A 20,422-nucleotide genomic window follows, 5' to 3' on the forward strand; every position below is an offset into this window, starting at 1 on the left:
GTAATGAAATTGTGGAGGAAAATGAATGACAAATGATGAGTTACAACGGTTGGTCATGCAAATTTCCACGCGGGAGTTTGGCAAACCGTTTAAACATCAGGCCGTGTTCAACTCGCGGCTGCAAACAACGGGTGGTCGCTACCATCTTCGGGATCATCATATTGATATAAATCCGAAAATGTTAACTGATTTCGGTGAAGACACCCTTGAAGGGGTGATTAAGCACGAGCTGGTTCACTATCACTTGTCGATGGCAGGATTGCCATTTAATCATCGCAGTCGGGAATTTCGAACCTTGCTGGCACAGGTGGGTGGCAGTCGTTTTGCACCGGCACCTAAACATCGACAAGGACAGACAGTTCGCTCACAATCACGGCACATCTATATTTATGAATGTGTAAAATGCGGTCAACGATACACGAGGCGTCGTCGAATCAATACACGGCGATTTGCATGTGGAATTTGTGGTGGTCGGTTGAATTTGGCAGAAGCTTATACTCAAGAATCTTAAGAAACCGTGAAACTCGTCTGTAGAATTCGAATGTCGTAATGGCTATTGTACACTGTATGGCAGAATACGCTATGATAGCTGTATCGATGAATGTGGGGGTAGGGTATGGAACGAATTTATCAGTGGCTTAAGAAAGAGGACGTTCAACTTTATTTAACCTTGGCGTTTTTGATCTTTGTGTTGTTTTGTTTTCGCCACTTTCTCTCCATTATTTTGCTAATTACGATTTTTTCTTTCTTAGCATTAAAAGTGACGGCTCGTTTACGACAATGGTTGCCCATTGGTCAGGTGCTGGCGACTTTGATTGTGTATGTGGTGGTAATTGGCTTAGTTGTCCTAGCTATCTCCTACGCGGCACCCTCTTTGGCTAGCCAGTTTTCCGGCATCCCTCATTTGATTATGAAAGCGATCAATGATCATCCAGTTTGGGATAAGCAATTAGACACGTGGGTGAATAAAGCACTCAACAGTAGTGAAATTATGAAACACGGACAAACGGCTTTGGAAACGGGGCTACGTGGACTGGAAAGTGTCGGCACAGCCTTCTCGCACGTGGGGGTTGCCATTTTCTTGAGCTTGATTTTTACCGCGTCTTACGGTCGGATGAAGCGATTTGGGGATGCGTTTTTACACAGCCGTTTTAAAAAGTTCTTCACCAATGTTTATTTCTTAGTTCGCAAGTTTGTTACTATTTTGGGAACGGTTGTGGATACGCAATTAATTATTTGTTCAATTAACACGGTTTTGATGACCATTGGCTTATTTTTCCTAAAGATGCCAAGTTTAATGGTGTTAGCCGTAATTGTCTTTATCCTTGGATTGGTGCCTGTTGCTGGGGTGCTCATTTCGATGGTGCCATTAACGTTGATCGCGTTTGCGAGCGGCGGTATCTGGCGGGTCGTGGAAGTGATTATCTTAGTTATTGTGATTCACTTCTTTGAATCTTATTTCTTGCACCCACGTCTTATGGCCACTGCCACCGATTTACCGATTTTTGTGACATTCATGACTTTGATTGTGAGTGAAGAGATATTCGGTGTTTGGGGACTGATTGTTGGGTTGCCAACTGTGGCATTCTTCCTCGATCTCTTTGGCGTTCATCCCCAGCCAAATGATGGGCCAATCATGCAAGCAGCTTCGTGGTGATAAATAGGTGCTAAACGGAAATATGCGGAGAGAATGTCAAAGAGTAATTGCCAAGTCTGCGAATGTCTGGTAGAATTATTTTCGTTGATGCGGCCATGGCGGAATTGGCAGACGCGCAAGATTAAGGATCTTGTGATCCCTTCGATCATCCGAGTTCAAGTCTCGGTGGCCGCATAATCAGATTGGTTAACTAGGCTGACTAATCTAAAAAGATCCTCGTAGTGATGATTTCACTACGAGGATCTTTTTTTGTCGTGGATGACTTTTAAAAACTGAGATTAATTTTTCGTTGGCCCAAACCGGCATCCACGTGAACATCGTGAAGTTTAATTTCATAAGCAACTAGTTGTGGTCCAATGGCATCCCATACGTGCTGGTAATTAGGTACCAACTCTAAGTAGCGGGGAAGTAAGTCATCAGCCATCGTTTTTTCAGATGGGGTGATGGTAACGTGATGCGCGCGGACAAAGGGATTTGTCGTTTCACTTTCGTGAGGAATGGTAATCAGGGCTGCATCTGCGTGTTTTGCGTAAATTGCTAATGCATTACTGCCACGAACGGATGAAAAATATAATGTATCTGGCTGATCGGCATACCAGACAAAATTAATCACTTTAACGTCAGCAGTATCATTTAATGATGTACTTAGTGCGAGTTTGTCTGCTGTTGCATAAACCTGCTGCAGTAGTTCAATGTCTTGTTTATCCATAATTAAACTCCTTTAAGAAACTAGTTTGAACTTTCCGAATTTGATGTGTGGAAATGAAAACGGGTGGATGGAATACCGATGTAGACAAGTAAGAAATCCGCTGCAAGCGCGATGGCGGTGAAAATAAAGACACCACGGTAATCAAATAAGTTTGAAACAAATCCACCAAGCAGTGAACCAAGCATACTGCCAAGTGCCTGAAATGATTGATTCCAACTAAATACTCGCCCAGTCACGTTAACAGGTGAGTTCTTGACCAACAAAGTTTGAACGGTGGGAAATAACGCGCCATCTGAAATTCCAATCATAAATCGCAGAACACCGAGCATGCCAACGGTGCTGACAAATCCTTGAGGGAAGTACATAAGGACAGCAAAAATGAATCCACCCATGAGCACTTTTTCCGTGCCAATGCGATCACCAAGCCGACCAAGTTGTGGTGCCGACACTAAAGTTGATATACCGGGCAGCGCCGCAATGATACCAGCAACAATCGTTAGGTTAGCAGTGTGCGACATTAATTCGCGAACGTACAAACTAAGAATCGGTGTGATTGAATTATTGCCCATTTGAATAAGCATGGTAGAAATTAACAGGATTACAATCGCCCTGGCAGACTTAAATGAGGCAAACACTTCCTTAGTGGATTGCATCTTAGCTCGCGGAATTGGTGTGAAGTGTTCATGTACCAAAAATAAACTAAGAAAGAAAACGACCGCGAGTAAAAAACCGGTAATGAAGAAGGTCATTCGAATAGAAAAAATTGCGGCCAGTGTGCCACCGAGAATTGGTCCAATTAAGTTACCGCTGACATAACCAGTGGTTAGAATGCCCAGTGCACTACCGCTTTTCGATTTTGGTGTTTCCGTGGCAATCAGCGCACTTGCGTTGGGAATGTATCCGGCACAAAGGCCTTGCAGGAAACGTAGCAGAATCAACATCCAAATATTATGGACAAAACCCATTAAGGCGATAACAACGGCCATCCCTGCGCTCGATCGCAGAAGCATCAGTTTTCGTCCTTTACGGTCAGCGAGTTGTCCCCATAGCGGTGAAACAACTGCAATGACAAAAAAAGTAACTGCATATGTAACGCCACTGTAGATGGTTAGCTGCCCCTTTGTAAACGTGCCAAGCTGATCAACGTACAGTGATAAAAATGGCATAATTTCGCTAAATCCCATACCGGCAATAAAAGTGCCTAGCCAGAGAACGGCTAAATTGCGGCGCCATCCATTTTGATTCTTCAAATAAAACCGCCTCCTTATTTATTAATCCATTGGATGTTGAATTGTGTTTTTGATTTGCGGCTGTGACTGCCGGTTGAACGTATTCATCAATGTAATATTACGTTCATGTTCTTGACGGCTCTGTTTACGATATGCAATGGGGTGGGTACCAATTGTTTTGGTGAAAGATTTGGTGAGGTAGTTGGCATCCAGGCCGATCTTAATAGCAATATCGTTTACGCTTAAATCTGTGTATTCTAAGTAATTTTGGGCGTGTTTCAAACGGATGTGCTGCAATAGATTCATTGGCGTGAGACCAGTTTCTCGTTTGCAGATCCGGATAAGGTAATTCTTGCTGTAGTTAAAGTGGGCGGCCAGCTCCGGCAATTGAATGGGTTCTGCATAATGTGCTTGCAGATACTTCAATAGCGGAAAATCAGTGTTGATGTCAATGAGGCGGTCTAAGTTATGCGTGCTGGACTCCGTCGGTTGCTGTTTGAAAATTGTTGACAGTAAGAGTTGTTTGAAATCGACATCTAGTTGCAAAGCGGCAGCAGGAAATCGTTTTTGTTCCGCTGGAATGGCTTCGTTTAAAAGTGCATAAAAGGGAGAAACGTCTTCAACATCGAAAATATGTTGGCTGGCGTTTTTTTCAATTAATCCAGCAATGTCGGCCTGAAGGTCAAACTTAACGTCGAGAACAACTGTTTCGTGTTCGAAGTGAAATGAGTGTGTTGTGTATGGCGGAATAAAGACAAGTTGGTTTGCAAACACACTTACCGAAACCGAATCGTCCCCGTTAGACTGTGTTAGATCAGTATACTCCTGCCCGCTGAGAACCAATTGAACCTGAGCAAAATCATGCTGATGTGGTTCAACAGTTTCATGACGGTGATACAGGCGGCCACTGAGCCATAGGACTTTGAGCTGTAGATCACGAACTTCTGACATGAGTTCTCTCCCAATCATTTTAGTGTGATAAATTCCATAAATCGAGCAAATTAAGGCAAAATGTAAGCGCTTAAGCTCTATTATAATGAATCATGAAAGCGAAGGATAGCTAGCAACTTCATGGAAAAGTTTTCACAAACCATAAAAATTACATGCATAAGGATGTGTTAATGATGACAGAGGCTAAGCAAAGCGCTCTTAAAAAGGTAACATGGCATATACTACCATACCTTTTTATCATTTACTTTATTGCCTTTCTGGATCGAAGTAGTATCACGTATGCTTCTATCGGGGGGATGGATAAAGATTTAGGTTTGACTGCAACCACATACGGTTTCATCGCCGGAATCTTCTTCATCGGCTACTTCCTGTTTGGGATTCCCGGTAACATGATGCTTGAAAAGATTGGTGCTCGTCGTTGGATGGCATTTATCTTGGTTTTCTGGGGCACTGTTACTTTGGTAACTGGGTTTGTTGCCAATGTACCAATGCTGATTGTGCTACGGTTCTTACTCGGTGTTTCCGAAGCTGGTTTGTTCCCAGGCATGACCCTTTACATTACGTATTGGATTCGCAGTAAAGATCGTGCACGGGCTATCGCAGCATTCATGGTTGCACCGCCAGTTGCAAACTCAATTGGTGCACCAATTGCAACATGGATTATTACTCAGGTTCACATGGCATTAAACCTTGAAGGTTGGCGTTGGTTATTCATTATCATTGGGATTCCTGCCATTTTGATGGGTGTTTACACCGTCTTCTTCTTGGCCGACAAACCAGATACCGCCAAGTGGTTAACCACCGATGAAAAGAGTTGGTTGGAGAAAGCACTTGCCGACGATGTTAAGCAAGAAAGTGAAAAGAAAGTCATTAAGGCACCATTTGTTGACGCCTTCAAAGACGGCAAGATTTGGAAGATGACTGGAATTAACTTCTTCTATTGTATCGGTTTGTACGGGATTACGTTCTGGATGCCTCAAATGGTTAAGTCCTTATCAAGTAGCTTAACCACGATGCAAGTTGGTTTGATTAGTGCGATTCCTTACCTGCTTGGTGCAGTTGCATTGGTTATCAACGGTCAGTGGTCTGACCGTAGTGGTGAACGAATCTGGCATACTGCCGGTGGTGCTTTGCTTGGTGGCCTTGGATTTATCGGCGCTGCATTAACCACATCTGTTCCTGTTATGTCCGTTGGTTTCATTTGCCTGTCTGCCATTGGGGTTTATGCTTACTCCGGTCCTTACTGGGCAATTACGACGACGGTTGATCCTCGGATTGCTGCCGTTGGTTTAGGAATCGTGAACGCTGTTGGTAACTTTGGTGGTTTCTTCGGACCATACGCAATTGGTTGGTTAAAGAGTGCCACTGGTAGCACAACGGTGGGGATGTACTTCTTAGCCGGTGCATTGATTATTACCGGACTGATCGTTCTCAGTTTGCACTCAAGTAAGAGTGCGACTCAAACTGCAAAGGCTACGGATGAAGAAGTCACGGCAGATGCAGAAACACAGAATCACCCAATTAACTAGTGATCAAATAATTTAAATAAAGAGAGGTTTTTATCATGGTTGAACGTTTCCAAAAAGATTGTATGTATTGTGCCCATACTGAAAAGCTTGACGCAAACTACATTGAAATCGAATCATTGCATGTTGCTACAGTTTACTTAGCACGTGACCAAACACACCTTGGCCGTGTTGCGGTTGTTTTGAACTGGCACGTTGACGAACCATTCCAGTTGACAGATGTTGAACGTCATGAATTTTATGATGACGTTGCACACGCTGCTGAAGCTGTTGAAAAGGCCGTTAACCCAGGTAAGATCAACTACGGAACTTATGGCGACACGGTTTCTCACTTGCACGTTCACGTTGTGCCAAAGAAGCCTGGCGACAGTGATTGGAACGATGCCTTTGTTAACAACCCTGAAAACCCTAAGAAGTTGACCGATTCAGAATACGAAGACATTATCAACAAGATTAAGGAAAACCTATAGAGTGATGCCGACGCCTGGGAACGGGCTTAGCACACATTTAAAAAAGGAGCGTATTAAGTTATGACTGTTAAAGGTAAAGTTGTTGTTATCGCAGGTGCTTCATCAGGTATTGGTGCTGCAACTGCTAAGAAGTTAGCTGCACATGGTGCCAAGTTATTCATCGGTGCCCGGCGTGAAGACTTGCTGAAACAACAAGTTGAAGAAATCACCGCAGATGGTGGCGAAGCAGCTTACAAGACTGTCGATGTTACGGACAAGAACTCCGTTGCTGACTTTGTTAAGGCTGCTCACGACAAGTATGGCAAGATCGATGTTATGTACAACAACGCAGGTGTTATGCCAAACTCTGCCTTACGTGATTTGAAGGTGGAAGATTGGGAACAAGCTTTCCAAATCAACGTTATGGGTGTTCTGTACGGTATTGCTGCTGCATTACCAATCATGAAGGAACAAGGCTTCGGCCACTTCATCGCAACCGACTCAAACGCCGGCCATGTTATTAACCCTAATGCTGCCATCTACTCAGGTACTAAGTTTGCGCTTCGTGCCATCATGGATGCTCTCCGTCAAGAGGAAGGTCCTAACATGATTCGTTCCACCATCGTATCACCAGGTAACGTTAATACGTCACTATGGAAGACTGTTGGTGACCCTGAATTGCAAAAGAAGGCCCGTGCTCGTGAAGAAGAAATCGGCTTGGACCCAGAAGATTTGGCAAACGCAGTACTTTATGCCATTGACCAACCTGAAAATGTTGGTATCGATGAAATTCTGTTACGGCCAACTGTTCAAGAAAACTAATTTAGTTTTTGCTTTCGGTTAAACTGACTAATTAATAAATCCCATCATCCCGGTATTAATTGCTAAGATGATGGGATTTTTGTTTGCTAGGCATAATATGACATTTTATGATTTAAATGGCGTTGGATGACGCTTACGGTTGTCAACCTTGACACGCTCCAGCTTGTATAGTTGCTAATTTCATGTAGATGTCATTTAATGTCCAACGATCTTTTGTAAATAATCGAATACTTTATACTATTAGCGTTTCTGGTCAGCGTAACGGCAGCCAATGTCTAAACCTAAGCGCTTGAATAGTACGACTAATGAAAGTGCGTTTGCGCAACTAAGTATGCAAGTGTTCATAAGAAAAAATTAAAATCACGGTATAAACGGTAAATGTTTGCCGTTATTTCTCGCCTTGTGGACAAACTTGGTTTACAATCTGTAGGCGTGAGTAATTAGGAAGAATTAATTCCTTGGGGGACCCGAATATGGATAACGAACCAAATCAAGAACCATCAAGAATGCAACGCCATAATGAACAACCAACGAGTGGTAAAAAGGGTGGCAATGGTCGTCGCCGTTTTCACCCTTGGCGCTGGTTCTGGGGCATTGTCATTGTCTTAGTGTTAGCAATTGTCGGTTTTGGGGCAATGGCTTATCACAACATCAATTCAGCCAGCAACAAAGCTTATAAATCGGCCGGAATTACTAAGGCACGTGACACACAGTCAGTGCTAAAGAGTAAGAAGCCAATTTCAATTATGTTCCTGGGAACTGATACCGGTGCTTTGGGACGAACTGATAAAGGTCGTACCGACACGATCATGATTGCTACCATCAACCCACGGACTAAGAAGATGCTGCTTGTCAGCTTACCTCGTGACACGATGACAGATATTGCTGGTTATCCTCAGGATTCACCGGCTAAGATCAACGCTGCCTACTCATACGGTGGCGTTGGGACAACCATTAAGACGGTTCAAAATCTGTTGAACATTCCAATCGACTACTATGCGCTGTTGAACATGGGTGGTTTGGAAAAAGCGATTAATGAAGTGGGTGGTGTGACGGTTACATCACCATTAACTTTCAACTATGAAGGTGCTTCTTTTGTAAAGGGTCAAACCTACCACATGAACGGCTCAACTGCCTTGAAGTTCTCACGGATGCGTTATGATGATCCTCAAAACGATTATGGTCGTCAAACACGTCAACGGTTAGTTGTTCAAGCACTGTTTAGAAAGTCCATTTCTGTTCAGACGGTTTTGAATCCTAGTTTCTTAAACTCGATTGCTAATGAGTCGCAAACAGATTTAACCAGCTCTGACTTGGTTAAACTTGCATCTAGCTATCGTTCTTCTACTAAAGACATGACCACTGACCACATGCAAGGACAAGGTCAGATGATTAATGGTCAATCGTTTGAAGTGGTCAGTTCAAGCGAGAAGCAACGGGTTACTAATGAGATCCGTAAGAGTTTGGACCTTTCAGCAAAAACGGATGAATAAACTGCTAGAAAGACAAAACAAAACTGCCAGAATGATGAGTAAAATCGTCACTCTGGCAGTTTTTAGTTAAAAGTTGTTTATATAGATTGGACCAACGCATTACCAGCTAGCTTTACGAACACCAGGAATTTTGCCTTGCAAAGCGAGCTGACGGAAGTTGAGCCGCGATAGGCCAAACTGACGCAAGTAAGCATGCGGACGACCATCGATCTTATCACGACGGTGAATGCGCACGGGTGAAGCATTTTTCGGCAGGGTGGCGAGCCCAGCGTAGTCATGAGCCGCTTTCATTTGAGCACGTTGATCAGCGTACTTCGCAACTGTAGCTTCAATGCGTTGTTCTTTAATGATCTTAGATTTTTTTGCCATAAACTGAATTCATTCCTCCTAAAATTGACTAACTTAATGTGACGATAACAATGCTTGTTTCCAAGAACTGTAACGATTACTATTTAGTGTAACAGATATGCTTACTAAAACAAAGCATTTTACATACTTGATTCGGATCAAGTTTACTTTGTGGTTTACCTGTTACAATATTTTGTATATAAGGGGGTGCTGAGATGCAGGAACATAAGCTGGGCACGCATGATTGTATTCAACTGGTACCGATCTTTAACCAATTGACAACAGTTGAATTACAGCAGGTGAGTGCCATTGTCCATGAGCACGTTTATGAAAAGGGCACGACACTGTTTAACGCTGGCGACGAGGCTAATCAGTTGACCATTATTGCCGCTGGCCAGGCCAAAGTTTATCAGCTGGCTACAAACGGACGTGAACAATTACTATACTTACTTCAGTCTGGAGATTTCGACGGTGAGGCGGCACTTTTCAATCCGGTTACACGGACAAGTTATGCGGAAGCACTGGTGCCAACTCAGGTATGCTCGATCCAGCGTTCAGACTTTCAGGCGTTGTTGGCAGAGGCACCGCAACTAGCACTTGGTATCCTTAATGAATTTGGCAAACGAATCAGTCAACTAGAGGGTAAGGCAACAAGTGTGACCACGAGTTCAATTGGCGGTCGTCTTGCCGACTATTTAGTCGAAACGGCTGCAAGTTTTCCAGCGCAGACAATGTTCACATTGCCGCTTCAAAAGAAGGAAATAGCCGTATACTTGGGAACTACGCCGGAAACAATTAGTCGCAAGCTAAATGAATTTCAGATTGCCGGTTGGTTAAAGAAAGGTCACGGTAATCAAATTGCAGTTTTGGATGCGGATCAACTGGCATTACAAGATTGATTTCCGAAGAAGTACGCATGATTTTCAGTTAGAACAGCGACAAAACTAAAGGAGGTAGCGTCTTATGATGATTCAAGGCGTTATCTCCTTTAATTTCTTTAATTAACGAACACACAACACTCTGTACTGTAAATAGACCACCAAAAGACTAATATTCATAATTGAAAATATGAAAGCGAGAGCACTAGACGACATCTTTTAAACGCGCTAAAAGGGGTTCACGTAAAAAGGTAGATAACTTATCAAAAAAATCAAAATTTTTTTAAAAACAGAAAATGCCCGTCTATCAACCTGTCTAGTCCATTTTGAAACTTTTCGGACACTTAGGGGGTGATTTGTACTTGATGTAAGCGCTTCACTACGGTATGCTAGTCACGTGCTTAAGATATTAGGGACAAGCTTTCACGTACATATCAAGATGATTTTAGCGGATTTTTGTAAACAAGATTGTAAGCGCTTTACTGACAATCAATTAACAGCTATAATACGTATGTAGTGAAAAAGTCAATCTTGTGCCATATAATTGACGTTGTTCCTAATTAAGTCGTGAAGGGAGGTGCACGCGAAATGCTAGCAATTGTTTTAGCCAGTCATGGTAGCTTTGCGGACGGCATTAAGCAGTCGGCCACGATGATCTTCGGCGACCAGCAAAAAGTGGCTACCGTGACATTCATGCCAGATGAAGGTCCAGATGACTTGAAAAAGAAGTTTGACCAGACGCTGACAAGTTTTGACGATGATGATCAGGTGTTATTCCTCGTAGATTTATGGGGTGGATCACCGTTCAATGTTGCTAGTCGGATCGTTGCCGAGCACACGGACCGGATGGGTCTAATCACTGGTTTAAATCTGGCAATGTTGATTGAGGCGTATACCGTTCGCAACCAAACATTGGATCAGGTGGTCCCGCACTTAGAAGAAATCGCTAAGGCGGGCGTTAAACATTTGGATTTAACGACACCTGACGAGGAGGTCAACTAATGAGCATGGACATTCGGTTGGTAAGAATTGATTCACGATTATTGCATGGTCAGGTGGCAACGGTTTGGACGAAGGTAATTTCTCCGGATCGGATCCTGGTCGTGTCAGACGGCGTTGCTAAGGACAACTTGAGGAAGACGTTAATCACGCAAGCTGCACCAGCTGGTGTAGAGGTTAATGTGATTCCGGTTGATAAATTGATTTCAGTTTATCAGGACCCACGGTTTGACCAAGTCAAGGCGTTCTTGTTGTTCGAAACTCCGCGCGATGTGCTACGCGTTGTTAAAAGCGGCGTTGAGATTAAATCCGTTAACATCGGTAGCCTGAGCTTTACGGATGGCAAAAAGATGGTGACGGATGCCGTTGCAATTGGTGGAGATGATGCACAAACTTTCCGCGAATTGCATAATACGGGCGTCGAATTGGAAGTACGAAAGGTGCCAACGGATAAAAAACGCGATTTAATGGCGTTGTTGGCGCAGGAAGGCATCTGATTTGATTTCCAGTAGCGTTTAGTTAAAACTAAATGTTGCGAATAATTAATGGCTTCACATTTTATTAATTTAGGAGGGACACACATGGTAGGGATTATCTTAGCCAGTCATGGCGGCTTTGCTGAAGGTATTTACCAATCAGGTGAAATGATCTTCGGCAAACAGGAGAACGTGCAAACGGTCACCTTGCTGCCAAGTGAAGGCCCAGATGATGTCCACGCCAAGTTCGAAAAAGCAGTATCAACGTTTGATGATCAAGATCAAGTGTTGATTCTGATCGACCTTTGGGGTGGAACACCATTTAATCAGGCAAACAGCCTGTTTGAAGAACACAAGGATAAGTGGGCTATTGTGACCGGCATGAACTTGCCAATGGTCATTGAAGCTTACGGTTCCCGGATGACAATGGATAACGCACATGAAATTGCTGCGCACATCCTACAAACGGCAAAAGATGGTGTACGCATCAAGCCAGAGTCGTTACAGCCAAAGGAAGAAGCATCCAAGGCTGATGCCGGCAGTAACCAACCAAAAGCCGCAATTGCGCCAGGAACAGTCTTAGGCGATGGGCACATTAAGTTTGGATTGGTACGTGTCGACTCACGTCTGCTTCACGGGCAAGTTGCCACTGCATGGACCCGTTCTGTTAATCCAGACCGCATTATCGTTGTTTCAGATAATGTTGCCAAGGATAAGTTACGAAAGAACATGATCGTTGAGGCAACACCACCGGGTGTTAAAGCCAACGTTATCCCAGTCGACAAGATGATTGAGGTTGCCAAGGATCCTCGTTTTGGTGCCACAAAGGCGTTGATTTTGTTTGAAACGCCAGAAGATGCATTACGTGCCATTCAGGGTGGTGTTGATATCAAGACGTTGAATATCGGTTCAATGGCTCACTCAGCTGGCAAAGTTGCTGTCAGCAAGGTTCTGTCACTTGGTAAAGAAGACGTTGAGACCTTCGATAAACTTAAACAAGCGGGCATTAAGTTCGATGTTCGGAAAGTGCCGGATGATTCATCAGCCAACATGGACGCTATCGTCGAAAAGGCTCGTAAAGAACTACAAAATTCATAATTTTTATCACATAGATAGGAGGATTTTCAAATGTCTGCTATATCAATGATTCTTATTGTAATCGTTGCATTCTTTGCCGGCATGGAAGGAATCTTGGATGAATTCGAATTTCATCAACCCTTAATTGCTTGTACGTTAATTGGTTTGGTTACAGGTCAATTGACAGCCGGACTTATTTTGGGTGGTTCCCTTCAAATGATTGCCTTAGGTTGGGCGAACATTGGTGCCGCTGTTGCACCCGATGCCGCATTGGCATCAGTCGCATCTGCTATTATTTTGGTTCAAGGTGGTCAAGGACGTGCAGGTGTCAGTTCGGCTATCGCGATTGCGATTCCACTGGCCGTTGCTGGTTTGTTCTTAACCATGATTGTTCGTACCATCACGGTTGCCATCATTCACATCATGGATGCTGCAGCTGAAAAGGGTAACTACCGCACGATTGATATGTGGCAAGTAATCTGTATCTGTTTACAAGGTTTGCGAATTGCGATTCCAGCAGCATTACTGCTGATTATCCCGGCCTCGCAAGTGCGTGCATTGCTTGAAGCAATGCCTAAGTGGTTATCAGATGGGATGGCCATTGGTGGTGGCATGGTTGTTGCCGTTGGGTACGCCATGGTTATCAACATGATGGCTTCTTCCGAAGTTTGGCCTTTCTTCGCAATTGGTTTTGCACTTGCTGCATTGACTGACCTGACTCTAATTGCTATTGGTACTATCGGCCTTTCCATGGCTCTGATGTACTTGAAGCTCGATGAACATGGTTCAAATGGCGGTAATGGAGGCGGTGGCAACAATAACACCGGTGATCCGTTAGGCGACATATTGGACGACTATTAAAATTAGGGGAGGGAAACGAAAATGGCTGATAATAAAACTGATACTAAAAAGATTAGTTTAACAAGAAACGACCGTTTAAAGGTTGCTTGGCGGTCAACGTTCATTCAAGGTTCTTGGAACTATGAACGTATGCAAAACGGTGGTTGGCTATATTCACTCATGCCTGCCCTGAACAAGTTATATACAAAAAAAGAAGACCGAATTGCCGCTTACAAACGGCACTTGGAATTCTTCAATACTCACCCATACTTAGCTTCACCAATTATTGGTGTTACGCTAGCCCTAGAAGAAGATCGTGCCAATGGTGCGCCGGTTGACGACGTTGCCATTCAAGGGGTTAAAGTTGGGATGATGGGTCCGTTAGCCGGTGTTGGTGACCCAGTCTTCTGGTACACCGTTCGTCCTATTGTTGGTGCCTTAGGTGCATCATTGGCGATTGCTGGTAACATTGTCGGACCAATTCTGTTCTTCGTTCTTTGGAACTTAATCCGTTGGGGATTTATGTGGTACACCCAGGAATTTGGTTACCGTGCCGGTTCACGAATCACTGATGACTTATCTGGTGGTTTACTACAAAAAGTTACTCGTGGTGCTTCCATGATGGGGATGTTTGTTATTGGGGCCCTGATTCAACGTTGGGTTAAGATCGACTTTAAGCCTGTTGTTTCACGGATTACCCAACAAAAAGGTGCCTTTATCGACTGGAATAAATTGCCAAAGGGCGCCAATGGAATCAAAGAAGCCTTAACTCAATACAACTTGGGTAAAGGTTTGTCATTAGACAAAGTTAAAGTAACGACATTGCAAGATAACTTGGATCAATTGATTCCCGGTTTAGCTGCTCTGTTACTGACCTTCTTATGTATGTGGTTATTAAAGAAGAAAGTTTCACCAATCATCATCATTCTTGGTATTTTCATCGTTGGTATTTTACTTCACGTGGTTGGTTGGCTTTAATCAAAAGTTACGGTTTGTTAGGGGCACTCATTTTCGGGCAACCGGAAGTAAGTGCCCTTGGCATTATGAACAGGTTATCGTTGCTGCGTTTGAAAATCGTGATTAACGTAGTATGATGCGAATAGGCGTTTGAATACAGGTTAGGAGAGAAGAACATGGTTGAATCACTGAATACAAAGGTTGAAATGGTTATCGATGGTACTTCCTATATGGGGCTGGGCGACTACGGCAAGATTATGGTCGGTGATAAGGCCTTTGAGTTTTACAACGATCGTGACAGCAATAAGTTTATCCAGATTCCATGGGAGGATGTCGATTTAGTGATTGCCTCAGTAATGTTCAAGGGTAAAGTGATTCCTCGTTATGCGCTTCAAACAACGCGGAACGGAACTTACAAGTTTTCTTCACGGCATCCTAAAGCTGTGCTTCGTGCCATTCGTAATCATGTTGATGCGGATCATATTGTTCGCTCGTTGACGTTCTTTCAGGTTATGCGCCGCAATTTAAAGGCGTTATTTACCCGGCGACCACGATCAAGAAAACAAAAGCAACAGTAATTAACTGTCAAACTTGTAAACGCCACGTACTGTCACTTGCTGGCAGTACGTGGTGTTTTTGCTTTTTAATCGCGTTAAAAGGGAGTGCTATACTAGAAATCATTAACTAATAGAAAGAATGACTGTAAATTCATGGGAATCTTTTTTGAAAGTGCGCAGGGTGTTTTAATTATTATTCTGATGGTGGCTGTGGGATATGTCCTCGCAGGCAAAGGGTGGTTTAATGAGAACTCAACCCGATTGTTGGCTAAGCTGGTCACCCAGATAGCTTTGCCCCCATACATGATTATTTCTATTACACGGGATTTTTCCAAACGTGAATTGTATGCCTTATTGCCTGATTTACGTTTCCCTGTCATTTCAATGATGCTGCTGATGATTCTTGCATGGGGACTGGTGTACGTTTTGCGAATCGATCCCAGCCGCAGGGGCCTGTTTACATCCATGTTCTTTAACTCAAACACAGTGTTCGTCGGGCTGCCAATTAACATGGCCATCTTTGGTAGTAAGAGCTTACCATATGTGTTGGTGTACTACATGGCCAATACGACGATCTTTTGGACGATCGGCGTCTACTTTATTCAACGTGATGGGTCAGTCGGAGAGCATCTCACGTTTGGCATGATTTTGCGTAAAATTTTCTCTGCGCCACTGATCGGATTCATGATTGGGGTTGTGCTGGTCTTGATCAATGTACATTTGCCAAAGTTTTTGAACCAAACGTTCGCGTATCTGGGCGGTTTGACGATACCGTTATCCATGCTCTTCATCGGTGTTTCCGTGTACAATGCAGGCCTTAAGAATATGCGGCTGAATCGAAGCAGCTTGGGTGTCTTGTCTGGGCGGTTCATCTTTGCGCCGGTTTTGATGATATTGCTTGTTATGCATGCGGATATGCCGACACTGATGAAGCAAGTTTTCGTTCTGCAGTCTTGTATGCCGGTAATGACAAACGCACCTGTGGTTGCTAAGTTGTATCATGCAGACGCTGATTTTGCGTCAATTATGGTTACAGAAACGACACTAATGTCACTTATCGTGGTTCCAATCATGATGGTTTTGATTCAAAAAGTGGTTTGATCCTTAGGAAATTCGTAACAACTTCACTTTTTCTTAATTTTTTTGTGCCCGCATGTTTGACAACAAGTTGCGTTAAACCGCGTTTTCAAGAACTTTTCATGGCATGATGTAACCTTTCTGTAACATTCGTAACAAAGTGTTATATGGCTGGTATGGACCTGTTACACGCGAAGACTAGTATTAATCACAGTAATTGCTACATAGAGTCGTTCAAACGGGATGAATTGTTTAGGAGTGAATAACGTGAAAAAGTCTATTAAAAACGTATTATTAACAACTGCTGGTGCCGCCAGCGTTTTAGCTGGTGTTCAATTATCAGCTAATGCTTCAACTGTAAAATCAATTAAAGGTGACACTGTGTGGGCTTTCGCACAAAAAAACCACACCACTGTTGATGCCATTGTACAGGCGAACCATTTGACTGATGCCAACTTAATCTATGTTGACCAGAACTTGATTATTCCTGATGACAATGACAACAAGACGTCATCATCACAGGCTAGTCAAGCTGCGCCAACTGCTAGTCAGGCTACAAGTCAAGCTGCAACATCAGCTACCAGTGCTGATGCTAACGGTGACTACACAGTTGTTGCTGGTGACACGTTAAACGCCATCGCTTCTAAAACAGGTAAGTCAGTTTCTGACTTGGCTTCTTTGAACGGTATCTCAAACGTTAACGTTTTGATGGTTGGTCAAGTATTGCACACAACTGGTACTGCTTCCCAAGCTGCTAGTCAAGCACCAGCTTCCCAAGCTAGTCAAGCATCACAAGCTAGCCAAGCTCCTGCTTCACAGGCAAGCCAAGCCTCACAAGCTAGCCAAGCACCTGCATCTCAGGCCTCACAGGCAACTAGTGTTGCGAGTCAGGCTGCTTCACAAGCACCAGCTTCACAAGCCTCACAGGCTCAGACTTCACAAGCCGCACCTGCTACAAACAATGACACTACAGCGACTAATGTCAACACGCCAGCACCTGCTGCAGCCTCAACTGCCTTTGGTGGTGCTCAGGCTGCCGGTACTGCCGGATTCTACAGCGGTGTTCAAGGTTACCCAGCTGGCCAATGTACTGCCTTTGTAGCTGGTATCTTACAAGCTGAAGGTATTTCTAGTTCTAAGTGGGCTTACCTTGGTAATGGTAATGCCTGGGGTGCTAACGCTGCTGCTCGTGGCGTTGCAGTCAACCAAACACCAACTGCCGGTTCAGTTGCATTCTTTGGCTACATGCACGTTGCTTATGTTACTGGTGTTAACGGTAACGGTACGGTTAACATCATCGAAGGTAACTTCAATGGTCAAGCCTACAACGCACGGACTATCTCTGCTAGCGAAGCTGCTGGATACATCCACTTCTAAATTGAATTTAATTAAAAGAATCGTCCTTGTGACGGTTCTTTTTTCTTTGAACTAGTTTCACTTCACCTTACTGGCATGGTACGATAATTGATGTGAACTAATAACGTCAGGCTAAGTAGAAGAATTAAGACGAGTTGGGATGAGAGAAATGGTAGAGTTGGTTATTATTCGTCATGGTGAGAGCACGGCAAATCGTGACAATATTTATACAGGGTGGACCGACGTTCCGTTGACACCTAAGGGAATCGAGCAGGCAGAGCAGGCTGGCGAAATTCTGGCAGCGACTGGGTTACAATTTACAGATGTGCACACTTCTTTGCTACAACGTGCGATACAGACAACTCACCTAGTCCTGGACGAGATTCATCAACTTTGGATTCCTGAACACAAAAGTTGGCGGTTAAATGAGCGTCACTATGGCGCCTTACGTGGACTTAATAAAGATCAAACACGAATTCAGTTCGGTGCAGACCAGGTGGCCAAGTGGCGCAGAAGTTTTAATGTTGTGCCGCCACTTTTGGACCAGCCAGATCATTTGGACGACAGGCGATACGCTAGTTTTCCAAAGACGATTTTGACGCGTGGTGAAAGCTTAGCCATGGCCTATGACCGTTTGATACCATACTGGGTGGACGAAATCGCACCACGTCTCCTTGATGGTCACAATCAACTGGTTGTGGCCCATGGCAGCACCCTGAGAGCGCTAATCAAGTATTTGGACCATGTTAGCGACGCAGACATTAGTAAGGTCGAGGTACCCAATGCAGAGCCAATTCACTACACGTTTGATGAACATTTAAATGTAATTAATAAACAGATTTTGTGATTTTTAACTATAACAAAAGGGATTGCCAACATTTGCGTGAGCACATGTCGGAAACCCCTTATTTTTTTGGCTTTGTTAGTGGGAAGCTAATGGTAAAAATGGTTCCTTGTGGATGATTATCATTGACAGTGACTTTACCACGGTGACTGTCAATGATCCACTTAGCAATAGAGAGACCAAGACCGTTGCCACCGGTGGCGCGACTTCTTGATTTATCAACACGATAGAAGCGGTCAAAAACGTGCGCTTTATCTTGGTCTTTGATGCCCATACCCGTGTCCTTTACTTGAAGTTCCCAACGATTGTTAACGAGTTGAGCTGAGAAGCTGATAGTTGCACCTGCCTCGGTGTATTTCAGCGCATTATCCAAGAAAATGACAATCAATTGGTGGATTCGTTGCTTGTCAATCACTAAATCGCGGTCAAGCTGAATATTCTCCTCAAAGTGTTTATCCTGGCTGTCTGCAATTTCTGAGTACGGTTGAATGACTGTTTCCAAAAATGGTGCCATCGCGACAGACTCGGTTCGAATCTGTGTCATATCCGAATCCGAACGCGCTAGTAACAGTAAGTCACTGGTTAGCGAATTCAAACGTCTTACTTCAGAAAGGGACATGGTGATTTGTTCGGTTTGATCCATGACCTTATCATTTGGGCGAGTTAACATCATTTCGAGTTTATTTTGGATGACAGTCAGTGGTGTCCGTAATTCATGGGCAGCATTGGCTACGAATTCGCGCTGTCGTTGCCAAGATCGGAGAATTGGCCGCATATTGAGACGCGCCAGCACATAACTCAGCAAGATTGAAATTAACCAGAAGGTCACCATCGTCCACAATAGTGTGCGTTTGAATACATCAACAGAAACGTGTTCGGAATCGGTGTTAGTCACAATCATCACGTAGTAGCCGCCATAACCCAACGCATTGTTGGTAGCCGGAACTTTAATTGTCATCGTGCGAAAGTTGTTTTGGCCGTTCACACGAATGTCGCGCAGTTCATTCAAATGATGTGGATTGAGTTTGATTTGTTGAAGCACATTAACATAATCGTTTTGGGAACCATTTTTTTTCTTCTTTTTTGGCTGGTTAGCTGAGTTATTTGCGTTTGGCGTGCCGGCCATCGGATTGCCATTGATGAGTGTACCGTCTGAGTCAAACACCAGCAGAGATGTTCGGAAGGCGATGGCCCGGTATGCGTCCTGGCTAGCCGGACCACCAGTTACACGTTGCCCAAGTAATATTTGACGTTGCACCTTGATTCCGCGCGTGACACTTTGATAAATGGAGGGTTGAAAAACCTGCCATAAGATAGTGCCCAATGTAAGAAAGATGACGGCGAAACTGATGAGTTCGCTGACAAATAGCCACCATTGTTGTTTGCCGAAGGCGTGTTGTGCTTGTTTCGTTTTCACTGTTCTGCTCCCACAAGGTAACCAGCGTTACGCAATGTTTTGATGTATGCGTCCGCACCGGTTGGCTTGAGTTTCTTTCTGAGGTTTGAAACGTAAACTTCGACTACTGTAATGGATGTTTCAGAATCAAATCCCCAGAGGCGATCAAAGATTTGATCCTTGGTCACAATCGTTCCTTGATTCTGAATAAAGTACACCAGCAAGTCGAATTCTTTGCCGTTCAATTGCACAGGCTTGTCATTAACAGTAACAGCATGGTTTTGTAAATTAATACTGATGCTGCCCATAGTCAGAATGTTTTCGTTTAGAAAGCTACCGCTACGTTTTAGTAGTGCTCGCACCCTTAATAAAAGTTCTTCGCGATGAAAAGGCTTGGTGAGGTAGTCATCTGCGCCTAGATTAAAGCCACGGATTTTGTCATCCAGGCCGTCCTTGGCGGTTAAAAATAGGACAGGGACGTCTAAGTGTTGTTCCCGAATGGCCTTGAGAACATCCAGACCACTTTCCAGTGGCAGCATCCAATCGAGAATGATGAGATCGTAGATTCCTTGAGTGGCCATGAATTCACCATCTTCCCCATCAAACGCCTGGTCGCAGGTAATCACGTCGGTGAGCAATTCCTTGATGCTGTCTGACACGGTGTGGTCATCTTCAACAATTAAGCCTCGCGCAAGTTGTTGCATAATTTGTCTCCCCCTCGAAGATAAGAATTCTCTAGTTGTTAAACTTGTTTTATCAAACGTAAATTTATTTGGGTATT

22 protein-coding genes and 1 tRNA gene are annotated in these 20,422 nt (G+C 43.9%); 17 read left to right on the forward strand and 6 right to left on the reverse strand.

Annotated features, from left to right (window positions below):
• Positions 1-25: 25 nt before the first annotated feature.
• The 3 genes from GB992_RS02010 to GB992_RS02020 all read left to right on the forward strand — a co-directional run bounded on the left by GB992_RS02010 (position 26) and on the right by GB992_RS02020 (position 1,831).
• On the forward strand, positions 26-511 hold the full coding sequence (locus GB992_RS02010; protein WP_161001004.1) for a SprT family protein: 486 nt from the start codon (positions 26-28) through the stop codon (positions 509-511).
• Between the two features lie 105 nt (positions 512-616).
• Complete coding sequence (locus tag GB992_RS02015; protein ID WP_161001005.1) at positions 617-1,657, forward strand: AI-2E family transporter; 1,041 nt, start codon at positions 617-619, stop codon at positions 1,655-1,657.
• Between the two features lie 89 nt (positions 1,658-1,746).
• A tRNA-Leu gene (locus GB992_RS02020) sits at positions 1,747-1,831 on the forward strand.
• A gap of 91 nt (positions 1,832-1,922) precedes the next feature.
• Here the strand turns inward: GB992_RS02020 and GB992_RS02025 are convergent.
• From GB992_RS02025 to GB992_RS02035, 3 genes are read right to left on the reverse strand one after another with little or no spacing between them, the layout of a single operon-like run.
• Positions 1,923-2,366 (reverse strand): pyridoxamine 5'-phosphate oxidase, encoded by a 444-nt coding sequence (locus tag GB992_RS02025; protein WP_161001006.1) that lies wholly within the window; start codon positions 2,364-2,366, stop codon positions 1,923-1,925.
• Between the two features lie 20 nt (positions 2,367-2,386).
• Positions 2,387-3,616: a multidrug efflux MFS transporter gene (locus tag GB992_RS02030; RefSeq protein ID WP_161001007.1), complete on the reverse strand. Its 1,230-nt coding sequence runs from the start codon at positions 3,614-3,616 to the stop codon at positions 2,387-2,389.
• 21 nt (positions 3,617-3,637) lie between these two features.
• Positions 3,638-4,546 carry an AraC family transcriptional regulator gene (locus GB992_RS02035; protein ID WP_161001008.1) on the reverse strand — a complete coding sequence of 303 codons (909 nt, stop codon included), beginning with the start codon at positions 4,544-4,546 and terminating at the stop codon, positions 3,638-3,640.
• A gap of 170 nt (positions 4,547-4,716) precedes the next feature.
• Here GB992_RS02035 and GB992_RS02040 point away from each other — a divergent pair, with 170 nt between their 5' ends.
• The 4 genes from GB992_RS02040 (at position 4,717) to GB992_RS02055 (ending at position 8,836) form a co-directional block, all read left to right on the forward strand.
• The gene (locus GB992_RS02040; RefSeq protein ID WP_161001009.1) at positions 4,717-6,075 is read left to right on the forward strand and encodes an MFS transporter; all 1,359 of its coding nucleotides are present in this window, start codon (positions 4,717-4,719) and stop codon (positions 6,073-6,075) included.
• Between the two features lie 35 nt (positions 6,076-6,110).
• Positions 6,111-6,542, forward strand: coding sequence for an HIT family protein (locus tag GB992_RS02045; protein WP_017262603.1), 432 nt, complete (start codon positions 6,111-6,113; stop codon positions 6,540-6,542).
• A 60-nt stretch (positions 6,543-6,602) separates the two neighbouring features.
• On the forward strand, positions 6,603-7,343 hold the full coding sequence (locus GB992_RS02050) for an SDR family oxidoreductase (protein WP_161001010.1): 741 nt from the start codon (positions 6,603-6,605) through the stop codon (positions 7,341-7,343).
• A gap of 473 nt (positions 7,344-7,816) precedes the next feature.
• Positions 7,817-8,836, forward strand: a complete 1,020-nt coding sequence (locus GB992_RS02055; protein ID WP_017262605.1) for an LCP family protein — start codon at positions 7,817-7,819, stop codon at positions 8,834-8,836.
• Positions 8,837-8,935: 99 nt separating this feature from the next.
• Here GB992_RS02055 and rpsN read toward each other — a convergent pair whose 3' ends face one another.
• Positions 8,936-9,205 carry a 30S ribosomal protein S14 gene (gene rpsN / locus GB992_RS02060; protein ID WP_017262606.1) on the reverse strand — a complete coding sequence of 90 codons (270 nt, stop codon included), beginning with the start codon at positions 9,203-9,205 and terminating at the stop codon, positions 8,936-8,938.
• A 194-nt stretch (positions 9,206-9,399) separates the two neighbouring features.
• Here rpsN and GB992_RS02065 point away from each other — a divergent pair, with 194 nt between their 5' ends.
• From GB992_RS02065 to GB992_RS02110, 10 genes are all read left to right on the forward strand, one after another.
• Complete coding sequence (locus tag GB992_RS02065; protein ID WP_161001011.1) at positions 9,400-10,083, forward strand: Crp/Fnr family transcriptional regulator; 684 nt, start codon at positions 9,400-9,402, stop codon at positions 10,081-10,083.
• Between the two features lie 567 nt (positions 10,084-10,650).
• Positions 10,651-11,064, forward strand: a complete 414-nt coding sequence (locus GB992_RS02070) for a PTS sugar transporter subunit IIA (RefSeq protein ID WP_161001012.1) — start codon at positions 10,651-10,653, stop codon at positions 11,062-11,064.
• On the forward strand, positions 11,064-11,558 hold the full coding sequence (locus GB992_RS02075; protein ID WP_161001013.1) for a PTS sugar transporter subunit IIB: 495 nt from the start codon (positions 11,064-11,066) through the stop codon (positions 11,556-11,558). The genes GB992_RS02070 and GB992_RS02075 overlap by 1 nt, the downstream gene beginning before the upstream one ends.
• A gap of 84 nt (positions 11,559-11,642) precedes the next feature.
• Complete coding sequence (locus GB992_RS02080) at positions 11,643-12,635, forward strand: PTS sugar transporter subunit IIB (protein WP_161001014.1); 993 nt, start codon at positions 11,643-11,645, stop codon at positions 12,633-12,635.
• Positions 12,636-12,665: 30 nt separating this feature from the next.
• The gene (locus tag GB992_RS02085) at positions 12,666-13,475 is read left to right on the forward strand and encodes a PTS mannose/fructose/sorbose transporter subunit IIC (RefSeq protein WP_161001015.1); all 810 of its coding nucleotides are present in this window, start codon (positions 12,666-12,668) and stop codon (positions 13,473-13,475) included.
• 21 nt (positions 13,476-13,496) lie between these two features.
• Complete coding sequence (locus GB992_RS02090; protein WP_161001016.1) at positions 13,497-14,432, forward strand: PTS system mannose/fructose/sorbose family transporter subunit IID; 936 nt, start codon at positions 13,497-13,499, stop codon at positions 14,430-14,432.
• A gap of 155 nt (positions 14,433-14,587) precedes the next feature.
• A complete protein-coding gene (locus GB992_RS02095; RefSeq protein WP_017262613.1) occupies positions 14,588-14,989 on the forward strand; it encodes a DUF956 family protein in 402 nt (133 codons plus the stop codon).
• Between the two features lie 132 nt (positions 14,990-15,121).
• The gene (locus GB992_RS02100; protein ID WP_161001017.1) at positions 15,122-16,069 is read left to right on the forward strand and encodes an AEC family transporter; all 948 of its coding nucleotides are present in this window, start codon (positions 15,122-15,124) and stop codon (positions 16,067-16,069) included.
• 243 nt (positions 16,070-16,312) lie between these two features.
• On the forward strand, positions 16,313-17,422 hold the full coding sequence (locus tag GB992_RS02105) for a LysM peptidoglycan-binding domain-containing protein (RefSeq protein ID WP_161001018.1): 1,110 nt from the start codon (positions 16,313-16,315) through the stop codon (positions 17,420-17,422).
• A gap of 148 nt (positions 17,423-17,570) precedes the next feature.
• The gene (locus GB992_RS02110; protein ID WP_161001019.1) at positions 17,571-18,248 is read left to right on the forward strand and encodes a 2,3-bisphosphoglycerate-dependent phosphoglycerate mutase; all 678 of its coding nucleotides are present in this window, start codon (positions 17,571-17,573) and stop codon (positions 18,246-18,248) included.
• 58 nt (positions 18,249-18,306) lie between these two features.
• On the opposite strand, the gene GB992_RS11895 is transcribed toward GB992_RS02110, so the two are convergent.
• Together GB992_RS11895 and GB992_RS02120 are read right to left on the reverse strand one after the other, a co-directional pair.
• Positions 18,307-19,662, reverse strand: coding sequence for an ATP-binding protein (locus GB992_RS11895; protein WP_161001020.1), 1,356 nt, complete (start codon positions 19,660-19,662; stop codon positions 18,307-18,309).
• The gene (locus tag GB992_RS02120) at positions 19,659-20,345 is read right to left on the reverse strand and encodes a response regulator transcription factor (RefSeq protein WP_161001021.1); all 687 of its coding nucleotides are present in this window, start codon (positions 20,343-20,345) and stop codon (positions 19,659-19,661) included. The genes GB992_RS11895 and GB992_RS02120 overlap by 4 nt, the downstream gene beginning before the upstream one ends.
• Positions 20,346-20,422: the final 77 nt, after the last annotated feature.

This window comes from Furfurilactobacillus milii (genome assembly GCF_009863985.1).
Lineage (GTDB): Bacteria > Bacillota > Bacilli > Lactobacillales > Lactobacillaceae > Furfurilactobacillus > Furfurilactobacillus milii_A.